This is a genomic window from Amycolatopsis sp. NPDC033938 (genome assembly GCF_055575975.1).
The window spans coordinates 93,786-109,835 of sequence record NZ_JBVIRO010000021.1; the positions used below are offsets into that span (position 1 = coordinate 93,786).

Consider the following 16,050-nt stretch of genomic DNA (forward strand, 5'->3'; position numbering starts at 1 on the left):
GTCACATTACAGTCGGTTCCATGGATGAACGGTCCGTTCACGACATGCCGACCGCGACTTCGTCGGTGGCATGGGGTAGAGGTGGGGACGTGGACACATCGACTCTCCGGGACCGCGCCGAGACCCTCCTCCGGGCATTGGCGGGCGAAGGCGCCCGGCTGCGCGACGACCAGTGGACGGCCATCGAGGCCCTGGTCGCGCACCGCCGTCGCGCCCTCGTCGTGCAGCGCACCGGATGGGGGAAGTCGGCGGTGTACTTCCTGGCCACCGCTCTGCTGCGGGAGCGCGGCGCCGGGCCGACGGTGATCATCTCGCCGCTGCTCGCGCTGATGCGCAACCAGATCTCCGCGGCGGCACGGGCGGGCATCCACGCCGCGACCATGAACTCCGCGAACCAGCAGGAGTGGGACCAGGTGCAGGCCGCGATCGCGGCCGGCGAGGTCGATGTCCTCCTGGTCAGCCCGGAACGGCTCAACAACCCCGACTTCCGCGACACCGTCCTGCCGAAACTGACCGCGAGCGCCGGCCTGCTCGTGGTCGACGAGGCACACTGCATCTCGGACTGGGGCCACGACTTCCGGCCGGACTACCGGCGGCTGCGGACGTTGCTGAAAGATCTGCCCGAAGGTGTACCGGTACTCGCCACCACCGCGACCGCGAACGACCGGGTCGCCACCGACGTGGCCGAACAACTGGGCATCGGCAACGGCGGCGGCACCCTCGTCCTGCGCGGCAGCCTGGACCGCGAAAGCCTCCACCTGTCGGTGGCCAAGCTGCCGACATCACAGGCCCGGCTCGCTTGGCTGGCCGAGCGCCTGGAGGAACTTCCGGGGTCCGGAATCATCTACACGCTCACTGTCGCGGCCGCGCACGACGCCGCGGGGCTGCTGACCGAGCGCGGCTATCCGGTCGCCGCCTACACCGGCAAGACCGATCCGGCGGATCGGCAGGCCGCCGAAGACGACCTGCTGAACAACAAGGTCAAGGCCTTGGTGGCCACCTCGGCACTGGGCATGGGATTCGACAAGCCGGACCTGGGCTTCGTCGTCCACCTCGGCGCACCGTCCTCGCCGATCGCGTACTACCAGCAGGTCGGCCGTGCCGGGCGTGGCGTCGACCGCGCCGAAGTGATCCTGCTGCCCGGCCACGAGGACAAGGACATCTGGGCGTATTTCGGCTCACTGGCGTTCCCGGACGAACTGCGGGTCACGCAGGTGCTCAACGCGCTGGCGTACGCGGACCGTCCACTCTCGACACCCGCACTCGAACCGTTCGTCGAGCTGTCCCGATCCAGGCTGGAGATGGTCCTCAAGGTGCTCGACGTCGACGGCGCCGTCCGCCGGGTGAAGGGCGGCTGGGAGGGCACCGGCGAAGAGTGGAGCTACGACAAGGAACGCTACGCCCGGGTGAGCGCGGCGCGCACCAACGAACAGAACGCGATGCTCGCTTATCTCGAAACCACCGGTTGCCGGATGGAGTACCTGCGCCGTCAGCTGGACGACCCCGAAGCGACGCCCTGCGGACGATGCGACAACTGCACCGGAAAGCATTGGGACACCACGATTTCCGACGACGTCGTCGACGCCACCCGGCAACGCCTGCGTCGTCCCGGGGTCGAGGTCGCGCCCCGGAAGATGTGGCCGACCGGGATGGCGGGGCTGGACGTTCCCCTCTCCGGACGGTTGCCAGCGAGTGAGCAGGCCGAGACCGGCCAGGTCGTCGGCCGGGTGACCGACGTCGGCTGGGGCACCCGGCTGCGCGAACTCGTCGGCCCGTCCGCGGCGGACGCCGAGCTCCCCGACGCGGTCTTCCAGGCCTGTATCGAGGTACTCAAGGGCTGGCAGTGGACGGAGCGCCCGGTCGCGGTGGTGGAAGTGCCGTCCGCCACCCGGCCCCAGCTCGTCCACAGTCTGGCGACGAAGCTGGCTTCGATCGGGCGGCTGGAATATCTGGGCGCCATCGCTTCGGCGGGACCGCCCCCGCGCCAGGCGAACAGCGCGCAACGGCTCGCTGATTTGTGGAAGCGGCTCAGCCTCCCCGACGAGCTCGCCGCCGGGGTCGCCGCGACCGAGGGCCCGATCCTGCTGGTCGACGACTTGATCGACACCGGCTGGACCATGACTCTGTCGGCGCGCCTGCTGCGCCAGGCCGGGGCCCGCGCCGTGTTGCCGTTCGCCCTCGCCAGCTCTTCGTGACGCAGGAGCCACGTCTCGACATTCGACAGGTTCTTTCCCCCGCCGAAACTTTCTGGCATGGTTCCGTCCACGCGCGAGTACGGAGGTGCCGGTGGCGGACTCAACGACGGAACGACTCGGACATCGGCTCCCGGTGCGGAAGCTGTTCGCCGCCAGTGTCGGGAACGCGTTGGAGTGGTTCGACTGGACGATCTACGCCACGTTCAGCATCTACTTCGCGAGCGAGTTCTTCCCGAAGGGCAACGAAGCCCTCGCGTTGATCAACACCTTCGCCACGTACGCGCTGGCGTTCTTCTTCCGGCCGCTCGGCGGGATGCTGCTCGGCCGCTTCGCCGACGTCAAGGGCCGCAAGCCCGCGATGATCCTGACCATCGTGTTGATGGCGGGCGGATCGGTGGCCATCGGCCTCCTGCCGACCTTCGCCCAGGTCGGCTGGCTGGCACCGATCCTGTTGCTGCTGGCGAGGGTGGCGCAAGGATTGTCGCTCGGCGGCGAAGTGTCGAACGCTTCGGCGTACCTGGGTGAGATCGCGCCGCCGTCCCGCCGCGGGCGCTACTCCGCTTTCTTCTACATTTCGACCGGTTCCGCCGTCCTGCTCGCCTCGATCCTCGGTTTCGTGCTCGCCCGGACGATGTCCAAAGCGGACTTGACGGCGTACGGCTGGCGGATCCCGTTCCTGCTCGGTGGCGTCCTCGGCATCATCGGCCTGTGGCTGCGGCGCAGCCTCGCCGAGACCGAACTGTTCGAGGAAAAGAAGTCGACGGCGCGCCGGGTCGAGCGACCGCTGCGCACCACACTGCGCGAACACCCGCGCGCTGTGGTGCAGCTCGTGGGCTTTTCGATGCTTTCGACACTTTGCTACTACACGTTCTTCAGCGCACTGACGTCCTTCGCGGTCAAGACCCGCAAGGCCGACGACGTCGACGTCTTCCTCGCGTTGTCGATCGCGACCGCGTTGTTCGTCGCACTGCAGTATCCGCTGGGCGCGCTGTCCGACCGCTTCGGCCGCAAACCCCAGCTGCTCGTCTGGTCGGCGGCGACCGCGATCCTCATCGTCCCGCTGTCCACTTTGGTCCGTCCGGGACTACCGGGGCTGCTGGTCGTCTTCTGTGTGGGGCTCTGCCTGTACACGGCGATGACGTCGATCGCGCCCGCGATCATGAGCGAACTGTTCCCCACCGAGCTGCGCGGACTGGGTATCGGCGCCTGGTACAACCTCACCGTCGCACTCTTCGGCGGAACCGCTCCTCTGGTGCTGACAGCGCTGTCCGATGCCGGATTGTCGACGCTGTTCTTCTGGTATGTGGCGGTCGGAGCGGCCATCGCGTTCTTCGTCATCCGGACCTTGCCTGAGACCAAGGGCAGCGATCTGCGCTGAAACTCCGTCGCCGACGACGTGGCGAGGTGGCTACTCTCGCGCTCCTACGACGAGCGTGAAGGAGGGACACCGTGTTGTTCGGCGATGTAAGCGAGGAATTGGCGCAACGCGTGGTGGAAGCCTTTCGCCACGTCAGTGACATGGAACCGTCAGCCGCCCTGGTCCGGACCTCGTCCCGCAGCGGGGTCGATTACCAGTGCGATCTCGCGATGAGCCTGGGCAAACGGCTCGGGAAGCCCCCTAGGGAGATCGCCGCCGCTATCGCGGCGCGGCTCGACGTCGCGGACATCGCCGAGCCGCCGGAGATCGCGGGACCGGGTTTTCTCAACTTCACGCTGCGCACGTCGTGGCTGGAAGACCGGACGTCCGCGCTCAACGGCGACCCACGGCTGGGTGCCACGGTGACGGCGCGGCCGCGGCGGATCGCGATCGACTACAGCAGCCCGAACGTGGCGAAGGAAATGCACGTCGGGCATCTCCGGCCCACCATCATCGGCGACGCGATCGCACGGCTGCTGCGGTTCGCGGGACACGACGTCATCGCGCACAACCATCTGGGCGATTGGGGCACCCCGTTCGGCATGCTGATCGAGCACCTGCTCGACGAGCGCCCGTCAGGTCCTTACACGATCGGTGATCTCAACGGTTTCTATCGCGCCGCCCGGTCGAAGTTCGAAACCCACGAGGGCTTCGCGACCCGGTCGCGGGAGCGGGTGGTACTCCTTCAGGGTGGTGACGACGAGACCTTGTCGTTATGGCGACATCTCGTCGACGAGTCGACAAGGCATTTCACTCAGGTCTACGAAGTCCTCGGAATCGACCTGTCGAGCAAGGACGTCTACGGCGAGAGCTTCTACAACCCGTTCCTCGCCGCGGTCGTGGACGACCTGACCGCCGCCGGCCTCACCGAGATCAGCGATGGCGCCGTCTGCGTCTTCCCCGACGGCTTCCGTAACCGGGAAGGCGAGCCGCTGCCGCTCATCGTGCGCAAGCGGGACGGCGGCTACGGCTACGCGGCCACCGATCTCGCGACCGTGCGCTACTGGACGGGGCAACGCGACGTCACCGACCTGCTTTACGTCGTCGGAGCGCCACAAGCACAGCACTTCGCGATGGTGTTCGCCGTCTGCCGGGCCGCCGGTTGGCTCGATGAGGAGCACCGGGCCGAGCACATCGGATTCGGTTCCGTGCTGGGTGAAGACGGCCGCGCCATGAAAACCAGGGCCGGCGAATCGGTCCGTCTATCCGACCTGCTCACCGAGGCCGTCTCCCACGCCGCCGAAGTGATCGACAGCCGGGGCGACCTCTCCCCCGAGGTCAGGGAAGAGGTCGCCGGTGCGATCGGAATCGGGGCGATCAAGTACGCCGACCTGTCCGGCGATCGCGAGCGTGATTACGTCTTCTCCTGGGAACGGATGCTCTCCAAGAACGGGAACACCTCGGTCTATCTGCAGTACGCCAATGCGCGGATCCGCTCAGTACTGGCGAAGGCGGACCAGGATCTCACCGGTGCGCGGATCACGCTCGGTCATCCCGCCGAGCGGGCCTTGGCTCTCGCCCTGGTCCGGTTCCCCGAAGCCGTCGGCTCGGCGACCGCGGGACATCTCCCCCACAAGCTGTGCACATACCTCTACGAAACCGCGGTCGTGTTCTCGCGGTTCTACGAACAGTGCCCGGTGCTGGACGCGGAAGGGCACGGCGTCCGCGACTCCCGACTGCTGCTGGCCGAACTCACGTCGAAGACGCTGACGCTGGGCTTGTCCCTGCTCGGCATCTCCACCCCTGCCAGGCTATGAATCGCCGTGGTCGCTGAAGACCTTGCGCTTCAACGGGGGGACGGCCTGGAAGAAGCGGAACATCCCCCGCGCCATCGTGCGGCCCGTCCGGTTCTCCGACACGAACTGGCGGGCACTGCGCTCCGAGTCGCGCACCGCCGCGAAACCGTAGTCCCGCATCTGCTGCTCGTAGTCGGCGACCGCGGCGTGCACGGCACCGGTCTTCTGTGCCGCGACGAGGTTGCGGCACAACAGTCGCGCGTCACGGAGCGCGGTGTTCGCGCCGATGCCGCGGAACGGGGTCATGCTGTGGATCGCGTCCCCGAGCAGGGTGATGTTGCTCGTCGGCCATGGCTCGACGGGTTTCGACGTGAAGATCGGCAGCCGGGACACCGACCCCGACGGCGAACCGGCGATCAGGTCCTTGAGCGCGGGAGCCCAGTCGTCCACCAGATCCAGCACGAGAGCCCGCAGGGCCTCACCGTCCAATGAGGACACGTCGTCCGGGTAGCGCCGGTTGTCGGCCGCGAACGCCCACATGACGTAACTCGAAGTGTTGTCGAACAGGACGGGGTCGTACTCGGCGGTCTCGTCGTTGACCGACGACACACCGTTCAGTTCGTGCGGCGCGCTGAACAGTCCTGCCCCCGCACGGGGCATCACCATGCTCGGCCCCTCGGTGAGCCGCGCGGGCAAACGTTCGCGGGCCTCCTCGGTCAGCGGGTGCTTACCCGCGATCGCGATGATCCCGGTGTCCACCCGATCGGCATGCGGCAAGAACTGCTTCCGCACCCGGGAGTTCGCCCCGTCCGCGCCGATCACCAGATCCGCCTCTGCGGTGCTTCCGTCGGCGAACTCACAGACGACCGAATCCCCGTTTCTCCGGTATCCGACGAACTCCTTGCCGTGATGAAGAACTCCGTCGAGCCCGTCGGACAACACCTGGTGCAGGCTGATCCGGCTGACCGAATGGTGGTTCGACGCGGGATCCGGGCTCCAGGTCAGCTCGCTGTCGATCACCATCAGATCCTTCAACTGCTCGGTCACGAACGTGAACGGCCCGCTCGAGGTGCCGGTCGTGGCCAGGAATCGTGTCCACAGTTCTGGCGGCAGACATTCGTGCAGCGCCGCCGAACCATGCGGGTTGATGTGGACGCGATAGCCCTGAAGCCGCTCCGTCCGGGTACGGCTGCGCTCATAGACGGACACCTCGACACCTGCCTTGCGCAGCCCCTGTGCCAGACAAAGCCCGCCCGTGCCGCCGCCGATGATCGCGATTCTCGTGGTCATTCGATCTCCTCTCTCCGTCCACTACTATCATCCAACTGGATGATAAAGTCAACTGAACGTTTGAAAGAGTCAGCGACTAAGGTGAACCCATGTCCGAAGCCGCCGCTCGAAGCCCCCGCCGCGCCCCTGTCGAACGCCAACGAGACCCCGAGCGCACCAAGGCCCAGCTCCTGGAAGCAGCGAAGGCCGAGTTCGGCGCGAAGGGGTACGCCGCGGCACGAGTCAGCGAGATCGCCGCGAAGGCCGGCGTGAACAAGCAGCTGATCTCGTACTACTTCGGCGGCAAAGAAGGGCTGTACAACGCTCTGACCGCGACGATGTACGACGACTACGTCGCGGTCTCCGACCACAGCCAGCCGTTCGCCGACGTGGTGCGGTTCTTCGTCCAGTCAGGGGTGCGGGACCACGACCTCGCCAAACTGTTCCTGTGGGAGAACCTGACCGACGGGGCACCCGACGCCATCGGCGTCGAAGGGCAGCGGGAGTTTCTTCAGCGGCAGGTCGAGTACGTCCGGGCCCGCCAGGCCGCCGGCGACTTTCCCGCGGACCTCGACCCAGAATTCCTGCTGGTGATCTTCATGGCCGCCGCCAGTGCGGCATTGGCGCTCCCCCGAGTCGCGCGGGCGGCCACAGGCCAGGATCCCCACTCAGCCGAATTCGCGGAGGCCTACGGCGACCAACTGGCGCGGCTCGTCGGCCACCTCGCGACCGGTCGAGATCAGCAGGCGTGACCGGCCACCTTTGGCGTCAACCTAGGTTGATTTTGCCACCATATATAGCCCATTGCCCGCTCACCTTGCACCACATGCTGGGTTCGGCGATAGCAAAGGTCCCCCGCTCCCCCGGTGGAAAGGGTTGACATTCAGGGGCGTAGGGGGACGAGATCGTCGGCATGGACGACCTCTCGCCGCTGTTCGGCGGGTAGGTCGTGGCTGGAGCGGCCGATGAGGTCGGGGAGTTCACCGGCGTCGAAGGCGACGACACCCCGGGCCACGGTGCGTTGCCGGAGGTCCACCAGGTCGACGACGTCGCCCGCTTGGAAGTCGCCGTCGATGCCGGTGATCCCGGCGGCGAGCAGGGAGCGGCGGCGCCGGACGACGGCCGCGACGGCACCGTCGTCGAGGTGCAGTCTCCCGGACGCGCCCGCGGCGTAGCCCAGCCAGAACCGGCGGGCCGACAGGCGGGAGTCCGCGGCGGCGAAGGCCGTGCCGACCTCGGCGGTGGTGAGGGCGCGGGCGGCTTCGGACGCGGCGGCGAGCAGGACCGGGATGCCGGCACCGGCGGCGGTGCGGGCCGCGGCGAGCTTCGAGACCATGCCACCGGTGCCCAGCCCGGAACTCGACATGCCGACCGTGATGCCGTCCACATCGGACTCGTCGGCGACCTCGGCGATCTTGCGAGTGGCGCCGTCACGGGGATCCCCGTCGTACAGACCGTCCACATCGGACAGCAGGACGAGGCCGTCGGCGCCGATCAGGTGCGCCACGAGGGCGGCGAGCCTGTCGTTGTCGCCGAAGCGGATCTCTTCGGTGGCCACGGTGTCGTTCTCGTTGACCACGGGAACCGCGCCGAGTGCCAGCAGGCGGGTGAACGTGTTCTGCGCGTTGCGGTAATGCGAACGACGCACGACGTCGTCCGAAGTCAGCAGAACCTGGCCCACCGTCAAGGAAAACCGGCCGAACGACTCGGCGTAGGCGTGGGCCAGCGCGAGTTGCCCGACGCTGGCGGCGGCCTGCTGGGTGGCGAGGTCGCGCGGGCGCTTGCCGAGCGCGAGCGGTGCGAGTCCCGCACCGATCGCACCCGAGGAGACCAGCACGATCTGCGTACCGCGGGAGACCCGCTCGGCGATCGCGTCGACCAGCGCGTCCAGCCTGGCCACGTCGAGACCGTCACCGGCGGTGGTCAGCGCGGAGGACCCGACCTTGACGACCACCCGTTTCGCGGCGGCGAGCGCCTCACGGGTCGAGCTCACTCGTCGTCCATCTCGTCTTCGACACCGTCCGGGCCGTCACGACGAACGCGGCGGGCTTCCTTGCGCTCGGCGGCACCGATCCGGTTGTTGTTCTCCAGCCGCACGTCCGTCCCACGGCCCGACATGTGCACCGCGACCCCGGCCGGGGTCGACGGCTCCCATTCGAACTGGACGTCGCCGATGGTGACCGGGCTGCCGGGTACGGCGCCCTTCTTGGCCAGTGCTTCTTCGACACCGAGGCGCTGCAAGCGATCCGCGAGGTAGCCGACGGCCTCGTCGTTGCCGAAGCTCGTCTGGCGGATCCACCGTTCCGGACGGACACCGCGCACGATGAAGGCGCCTTCCTCGTCCGGGTCGTGCTCGACGGTGAAGCCCGCGTCGTTGACGGCCATCGGCCGCAGCACGACCTTCTCCGGCTCCGGTTCCGGCTGCTCGGCGCGGTACTTCTCGACCACGGCGGCGAGCGCGTAGGTCAGTTCCTTCAGGCCCTGCCGCGTCGCCGTGGAGATCTCGAACACGCTGAGCCCGCGGGCCTCCAGCTCAGGGCGCACGAACTCGGCGAGTTCGGCCGCGTCCGGGACGTCGATCTTGTTGAGCACCACCACGCGCGGCCGGTCGGCGAGGTCACCGCCGAGACTCGGGGTGTAGCGGGCGAGTTCCTCTTCGAGGGCGTCCATATCGGACACCGGGTCGCGGCCGGGTTCGAAGGTGGCGCAGTCGATGACGTGCACCAGCACCGCGCACCGCTCGATGTGGCGAAGGAAGTCGAGGCCGAGGCCCTTGCCCTCGCTCGCGCCGGGGATCAGGCCGGGGACGTCGGCCATGGTGAACACGGTCGATCCGGCGGTGATCACGCCCAGGTTCGGCACCAGGGTGGTGAACGGGTAGTCGGCGATCTTCGGCTTGGCCGCGGACAGCACCGAGATCAGCGACGACTTGCCCGCGGACGGGAAGCCGAGCAGGCCGACGTCGGCGACGGACCGGAGTTCCAGGACGAGGTCGCGGCTCTCCCCCGGCTCACCCAGCAGGGCGAACCCGGGTGCCTTGCGGGTGCTGGAGGCCAGCGACGCGTTCCCGAGGCCCCCACGGCCGCCCTGAGCGGCGATGAACGTGGTGCCCGGGCCGACGAGGTCGGCCAGGATCTCGCCGTCTTCGGTCATCACGACGGTGCCGGACGGGACGCGCATTTCCAGCGTTTCCCCCGCCGCGCCGGACCGGTTGCCGCCCTGGCCCATCTTGCCGTTGCCCGCCCGGGCGTGCGGGCGGAAGTGGAAGTCGAGCAGCGTGTGGACGTTCGGGTCGACGATCAGCAGCACGTCGCCGCCGTTGCCGCCGTTGCCGCCGTCCGGGCCGCCGAGGGGTTTGAACTTCTCGCGGTGCACCGAGGCGCAGCCGTTCCCACCGTCGCCGGCGGTCAGATGGATCACCGCGCGGTCCACGAAACGGGACGCCATGACTTGCCTCTATTCACTCGCACTGTGTCGTTCAAAAGACCTGGTCATACAAAACAAACGAGGGGTGGGCCCGGATATTCCGGCCCCACCCCTCGTCAGAGGTTCTTGCTCGAAGCCGAAAATCAGGCTTCGGACGGCACGATGTTGACCGTCTTGCGGCCACGCTTCTCACCGAACTGGACCGCACCGGCGGCCAGCGCGAACAGCGTGTCGTCGCCGCCACGGCCGACGTTCACGCCGGGGTGGAACTTGGTGCCACGCTGGCGGATGAGGATCTCGCCGGCGTTGACTTCCTGGCCGCCGTAACGCTTGACGCCCAGCCGCTGCGCGTTCGAATCGCGACCGTTGCGGGAGCTGGACGCACCCTTCTTGTGAGCCATCGCTCAGCCTCTCCCTGAAGATCCGAATTACTTGCTGATGCCGGTGACCTCGACGCGGGTCAGCTTCTGCCGGTGACCCTGCCGCTTGTGGTAGCCGGTCTTGTTCTTGAACTTGTGGATCCGGATCTTCGGACCCTTGGTCTGCTCGACGACCTTGCCGGTGACCGAGACCTTCGCCAGTGCGTCGGCGTCCGTGGTGACGTCGCCACCGTCCACAAAGAGGACTGCGGGGAAGGTGTGCTCGGTACCGGGCTCGCCTTCGAGCTTCTCGACCTCGACGACGTCGCCGACGGCCACCTTGTACTGCTTGCCGCCAGTCTTGACGATCGCGTACGCCGACACGGAAGTCTCCTGCTTACTCGACAACGGGTGGGGGCTTGCGTGACCGGCCCGCCGGATTTCTCTCGGCGGTCCAAGGTCTGCGCAAGGTGCCCGCTCTAGGTGCGGGCCGTTCTACAGGTTACGGGGGGCTCCCCGGTGCGATCACACCGGGGTGCCCCTAGGTGTTCACTGGCTGTTTTCGGACGCCTTGACCGGCGGGCCCGCGGGCCGGGAGGCGGCCCGTCGCGGACGACGGCGGGTGGTGGAGCGGCCGGCCGGGGCCGGGACGTCCACCTCGGGTCCGGTCTCCTCCTGGGTCACCGGAACCTCGGGGGCCTCGGGCTCAGGGCCCGATTCCCCGACGACGGCGATCTCTTCTTCGCGCACGGCCGGAGCTTCGTCGTCCGAAGTCGTCACCGGTTCACCGGCGAGTTCGGTCGCGGGTGCCTCGGCGACCGGCTCGGAAACCGGCTCAGCCGCGGCCTCGGCCGCCTGTTCGACGGTCGCCTCGGCAACGACGTCCGCGTTCTCCTTCACCGGCTCAGCGGCCTTCTCAGCCGCCTGCGGCGCGTGCCCGTTGAGCGCGGCACCCTCGACGTTCTCGGTGACCTCGTGCGGGTGCTCGCCCTTGGCCGCCTTGGCGGCGTTGGCGACGGCCTGGACCGCCGAAACGACCGACTCGCGCTGGGCGGGGGCCTGCGGCGTCTCGGCCTTGGCGGCCGCGGGCTCGTTCTGCCCCTGGTCTTCGCCCTTGCCGCGGCTGCGGGACCGGCGGGAGCCCTGCTCCTTGCCGCCACCGCCACCGCTACCGGCGTTGCCACCGCCGTGGCTGTGACCGTTGCCACCACCGGCGGTGCGCTGCGGCTCGGTCGAGACGACCACGCCACGGCCCTTGCAGTGCTCACACGGCGTCGAGAACGCCTCGAGCAGCCCGGTGCCGATCTTCTTGCGGGTCATCTGCACCAGGCCGAGCGAGGTGACCTCGGCGACCTGGTGGCGGGTGCGGTCGCGGCCGAGGCATTCGGTCAGGCGGCGCAGGACCAGCTCACGGTTGGATTCGAGCACCATGTCGATGAAGTCGATGACGATGATGCCGCCGATGTCCCGGAGCCGGAGCTGGCGGACGATCTCCTCCGCCGACTCCAGGTTGTTCCTGGTCACCGTCTCCTCGAGGTTTCCACCCGATCCGGTGAACTTGCCGGTGTTGACGTCGATGACCGTCATCGCTTCGGTGCGGTCGATGACCAGGTAACCACCCGAGGGCAGCCAGACCTTGCGGTCCAGCGCCTTGGTGATCTGCTCGTCGATCCGGTGGTCGGCGAAGGCCGAACCGGTGCCCGTGTACCGCTTGACGCGGTCGGCGAGATCCGGCGCCACGTGCTGGACGTAGTCGTAGATGGTGTTCCAGGCCTTGTCGCCCTGGATCTCCAGCTTGGCGAAGTCCTCGGTGAACAGGTCACGCACGACCTTGACCAGCAGGTCCGGCTCTTCGTAGAGCATGACGGGGGCGCTGTTCTTCTTGCCACCGTTGCTCGCTTCGGCCTTCTCCTTGATGACGTCCCACTGCGCCTTGAGGCGGCGGACGTCGCGGTCCAGCTCCTCTTCGGCGATGCCCTCGGAGGCGGTGCGGATGATCACACCGGCGTCTTCGGGGACGATGCGCTTGAGGATGTCCTTCAGGCGGCGACGCTCGTTCTCCGGCAGCTTCCGGGAGATACCGGTGGCGCCACCCGCGGGCACGTACACCAGGAAGCGGCCCGGCAGCGAGATCTGCGTGGTCAGCCGGGCGCCCTTGTGCCCGACCGGGTCCTTGGTGACCTGGACCAGCACGGAGTCGCCGGTGGAGAGCGCCTGCTCGATCTTGCGGGCCTTGCCCTCGAGACCGGCGGCGTCCCAGTCGACCTCACCGGCGTACAGCACGGCGTTGCGGCCACGGCCGATGTCGATGAAGGCGGCCTCCATCGAAGGCAGCACGTTCTGCACGCGGCCGAGGTAGACGTTGCCGACGATCGAGCCGGTGCCCGACGACGTCACGAAGTGTTCGCACAGGACACCGTCCTCGAGCACACCGATCTGCGTGGAGTCGCCCTTCTCGGCGACGACCATGGTGCGCTCGACCGACTCGCGGCGAGCGAGGAACTCGGCCTCGGACAGGATCGGCGCGCGACGGCGGCCTGCTTCACGACCGTCCCGGCGGCGCTGGCGCTTGGCCTCGAGCCGGGTCGAGCCGCGCACGCTCCGGACCTCGTCCCTGGCGGGACGCTCGGTCTCGGCGGCCTTGGCCTGGCGCACGTGGACGACCGTGTTGGGCGGGTCGTCGGGGGTGGTCTCGGCGGTGTCGTCGCCGTCACCGCCCTTGCGACGGCGGCGACGGCGGCGGCGCTTGCTGCCGTTGTCGGAATCACCGTCATTGTCCGAATCGGACTCGGTTGAATCAGACGCGGCGGACGCCTCTTCCGCCGTCTCGGACTCGGCCTCTTCGGCCTCGGTGTCCTTATCGGTCTTGTCGGTGCGGTCCTTGCCACGCGGCTGACGGCCGCGCGGGGCCTCGGACTGCTCCTCGTCGTTCTCGGAGTCGGCCGAGTTCTCGTCGCCACCCTTGCCACGGCCACGCCCGCGACGTCCGCGACGGCGGCGGCGACGGCTGTTGGCGTCGTCACCGTCCTCGTCGGCACCGTCCTGGCGATCGGCCTGCTCGGTCTGCGTCTCGTCCTCGTCGGAAGAGATCTCTTCGGTCTCGGTGAAGGACGGCTCCGGACGGCGGGCGGGCTTCGCCGCGACCGGCTCCGGCGGCAGGAAGATCGGCGACGGCGCCGCGAAGACCGGGACGTGCACGGCGGCCCTCGACGGCCGGGTCGTCCGCTGCGGCGGCTCCGGGGTCACCGGGGCGGCCAGCGCGGGCGGAACCCGCCGGGAGGACGCCTCGGCCTGCGGCGCGGGCTCAGGCTGCGTCTCGGCTTTGACCTCGGGCTTCGTCTCGACCTCGGGCTCGGCCGGGGTCTCGGCGGCCGGGCTCTCGACAACAGGGGCCTCGGCGGCCGGGGCCGCTTCGGCGGTCTCGGGCTCGTCTCCGCCGGTGAGGGCTTCGGCGAGCTTGATGGCCACATCGCGGGTGACGCTGGACTGCGCGCTACGAACGGTCTCGCCGAGCTCGCCGAGCTTGGCCATCAGTTCACGGCTGTTGGATCCCAGGAGCTTCGCCAGGGCGTGCACCCGGATCCGGGGAGGCAGTTCGGCCAGCTGGCCTGCGATGGGTGTGGCGGTATTCCCGCCGGTGACGGCGGGTGTGTCCGCGTTCGACATATATCTCCTCCGCCCCCGGGCGCGTCGGCTGGCTCACACCGGCTCGACGCGGCCGCGCAGGGGCCCCTTTCTGTTCGTTCCGCCGTGGTGGTCACCAGCAGCGGGAATCCTTGCCCGGACCGCGACGGCGCCGGGTTGTCCGGGCGCCGCGTACGGCTGAAGGTCTGCTCGGCGGAGCGCTGGCCACGTTCGCGACATCGGGCCGCCCGCCACGTCGTCGAGCCGCCTCGGAAGGCGGCGACGCGTGTGGAGGATGTGCAGCACACCACCGGGCCACGAGACCGCGGGCGCCACCTCTCACGTGTGCCCATCGGCCAGCGGCCACCGCGAGTATCCCACACACCGGCCCCGCTCCGGTGTACTCGGTGCCACAGGCCTGACTCCCGGGCGCGCCGCGGCCACCGGCCGGGCGAACTTCGCGAGAGAGCTTGTCGACGGGTGCGAGGGTGGCTAGCGTGCGGCTCGGGAGCGCCGAGGCCCAGGCCGGAGCGATCCCCGTAGTCCCTTGTTCTCCGGTGGGAGGTCGCGTGTCCCTGCTGGGGCGGTCCCTGCGAGCGGCCGTATGCGCCTTGGTGGTGCTCTGCGGTTCGGTCGCCGCGGCCACGACGGCCGTAGCGGAGTCATCCTGTCATCCCGTCGGCCGGGCGCTGCGTTACGTCGTCGCCTTCGACAGGGGTACCTCCGAAGCCGAGGCCAAGGCGGCGGTCACCGGCGCCTGCGGCAGCCAGACGATCTACTACCCGCAGATCGCGGTGGCCGTCGCGACCTCGGCCGACCGTGCCTTCGCGGAGCTGGTCCGGCCGGCCGCGGCGTTCAGCGCGCAGGCGGAACGGCTGGCGGTGCAGCGGGCGAACGGCACGCCGTCGCCCAGGTCGACGCCAGCGCGCGCCGAACTCGAACCGACCGATCCGGCGAAGGTGCCCAAGGCCGACCGCACCGACGAGCAGTGGAACATGCGCGCGATCGGCGCCGACAAGGCCCACGCTGTCGAGCGGGGCAGCAAGGACGTCGTCGTCGGCGTCCTCGACTCCGGGATCGACCCCGCCCACCCCGACCTGACGGCCGCGCTCGACCCCGACAGGTCGGCGGGCTGCCTGACCGGCGCCCCCGACCGGAACTGGGCCGCGACGACCTCGGCGCACGGCACCCACGTCGCGGGCATCATCGCGGCGGCCGACGACGGCAAAGGCGTCACCGGGGTGGCGCCCGGGGTGCGGATCGCCTCGGTGAAGGTGATCGACGACCGCGGGTACGCCGACCCCGAGGCCGCCGTCTGCGGGCTCATGTGGGCCGCGTCACAGGGCATGACGGTGACCAACAGCAGCTACTTCGTCGAGCCGTGGTCGCTCTCGTGCGCCCACGATGACGAACGGGGCGTGGTGAACGAGGTCATGGCGCGTGCGGTCGAGTACGCGACCTCGGCGGGCACGCTCAACGTCGCGGCGGCGACCAACGAGGCCGTCGGGTTGGTGCCGTCACCCCGCTCGGGTGGCCGGGTGCAGACCGATGGCTGTCAGGCGCTGCCCGCCGGCCTGCGAGACGTCGTCGCGGTGTCGTCCGTGAGCGCGGAGCGGATCAAGGCGGGTTACAGCTCGTACGGGCTGGGCGTGATCGACCTGACCGCTCCGGGCGGCGAGGCCGGACAGTGCGTCCTTTCGACCGTTCCCGGCGGGTACGCGCCGTTGTGCGGGACGTCGATGGCGGCGCCGCATGTCGCCGGTGTCGTGGCACTGCTCGCTTCGGAACACCCTGGCTACAGCGCCCGCCAGTTGAAGCGGACGCTGGACGCGCAGGCGACGCCGATCGCTTGCCCCGCCGACTACGACCTGACCGGTGACGGCTCGCAGGACGCGTACTGCACCGGGTACGCGGGGTTCAACGGCTTCTACGGGCACGGGATGGTCGACGCGCTGGCCGCCGTCGCGCCGCGGGTGAGCGGTCCGAACCCGGCGCGCTGAGGTCCGGTGCCCCGCGTTTAGTCC

Annotated in this window: 11 protein-coding genes; 5 read left to right on the forward strand and 6 right to left on the reverse strand. The window is 69.0% G+C overall.

Annotation, left to right across the window (positions count from 1 at the left end):
- Positions 1-89 precede the first annotated feature (89 nt).
- The 3 genes from ACZ5ZX_RS35570 (at position 90) to argS (ending at position 5,369) form a co-directional block, all read left to right on the forward strand.
- Positions 90-2,195, forward strand: coding sequence for a RecQ family ATP-dependent DNA helicase (locus ACZ5ZX_RS35570; RefSeq protein WP_465506364.1), 2,106 nt, complete (start codon positions 90-92; stop codon positions 2,193-2,195).
- Positions 2,196-2,286: 91 nt separating this feature from the next.
- A complete protein-coding gene (locus tag ACZ5ZX_RS35575) occupies positions 2,287-3,573 on the forward strand; it encodes an MFS transporter (RefSeq protein WP_465506365.1) in 1,287 nt (428 codons plus the stop codon).
- 71 nt (positions 3,574-3,644) lie between these two features.
- On the forward strand, positions 3,645-5,369 hold the full coding sequence (gene argS, locus ACZ5ZX_RS35580; RefSeq protein ID WP_465506366.1) for an arginine--tRNA ligase: 1,725 nt from the start codon (positions 3,645-3,647) through the stop codon (positions 5,367-5,369).
- On the opposite strand, the gene ACZ5ZX_RS35585 is transcribed toward argS, so the two are convergent.
- Positions 5,364-6,638, reverse strand: coding sequence for an FAD-dependent oxidoreductase (locus ACZ5ZX_RS35585; RefSeq protein ID WP_465506367.1), 1,275 nt, complete (start codon positions 6,636-6,638; stop codon positions 5,364-5,366). The two genes, argS and ACZ5ZX_RS35585, sit on opposite strands and share 6 nt — an antisense overlap.
- Positions 6,639-6,727: 89 nt before the next feature.
- Between ACZ5ZX_RS35585 and ACZ5ZX_RS35590 the strand changes: the two genes are divergently transcribed.
- Positions 6,728-7,369 (forward strand): TetR/AcrR family transcriptional regulator, encoded by a 642-nt coding sequence (locus ACZ5ZX_RS35590; RefSeq protein WP_465506368.1) that lies wholly within the window; start codon positions 6,728-6,730, stop codon positions 7,367-7,369.
- A 131-nt stretch (positions 7,370-7,500) separates the two neighbouring features.
- Here ACZ5ZX_RS35590 and proB read toward each other — a convergent pair whose 3' ends face one another.
- The 5 genes from proB to ACZ5ZX_RS35615 all read right to left on the reverse strand — a co-directional run bounded on the left by proB (position 7,501) and on the right by ACZ5ZX_RS35615 (position 14,068).
- Entirely contained in the window at positions 7,501-8,610 is a 1,110-nt protein-coding gene (gene proB / locus ACZ5ZX_RS35595; protein ID WP_465506369.1) for a glutamate 5-kinase, read from the reverse strand.
- A complete protein-coding gene (gene obgE, locus ACZ5ZX_RS35600; protein ID WP_465506370.1) occupies positions 8,607-10,064 on the reverse strand; it encodes a GTPase ObgE in 1,458 nt (485 codons plus the stop codon). Before obgE ends, proB begins: the two co-directional genes overlap by 4 nt.
- Positions 10,065-10,186: 122 nt before the next feature.
- Entirely contained in the window at positions 10,187-10,444 is a 258-nt protein-coding gene (gene rpmA, locus ACZ5ZX_RS35605; RefSeq protein WP_003067129.1) for a 50S ribosomal protein L27, read from the reverse strand.
- A gap of 27 nt (positions 10,445-10,471) precedes the next feature.
- On the reverse strand, positions 10,472-10,786 hold the full coding sequence (gene rplU / locus ACZ5ZX_RS35610) for a 50S ribosomal protein L21 (RefSeq protein WP_005158538.1): 315 nt from the start codon (positions 10,784-10,786) through the stop codon (positions 10,472-10,474).
- 165 nt (positions 10,787-10,951) lie between these two features.
- Positions 10,952-14,068 carry a translation initiation factor IF-2 N-terminal domain-containing protein gene (locus ACZ5ZX_RS35615; RefSeq protein ID WP_465506371.1) on the reverse strand — a complete coding sequence of 1,039 codons (3,117 nt, stop codon included), beginning with the start codon at positions 14,066-14,068 and terminating at the stop codon, positions 10,952-10,954.
- 527 nt (positions 14,069-14,595) lie between these two features.
- Between ACZ5ZX_RS35615 and ACZ5ZX_RS35620 the strand changes: the two genes are divergently transcribed.
- Complete coding sequence (locus tag ACZ5ZX_RS35620) at positions 14,596-16,026, forward strand: S8 family peptidase (RefSeq protein WP_465506372.1); 1,431 nt, start codon at positions 14,596-14,598, stop codon at positions 16,024-16,026.
- Positions 16,027-16,050: the final 24 nt, after the last annotated feature.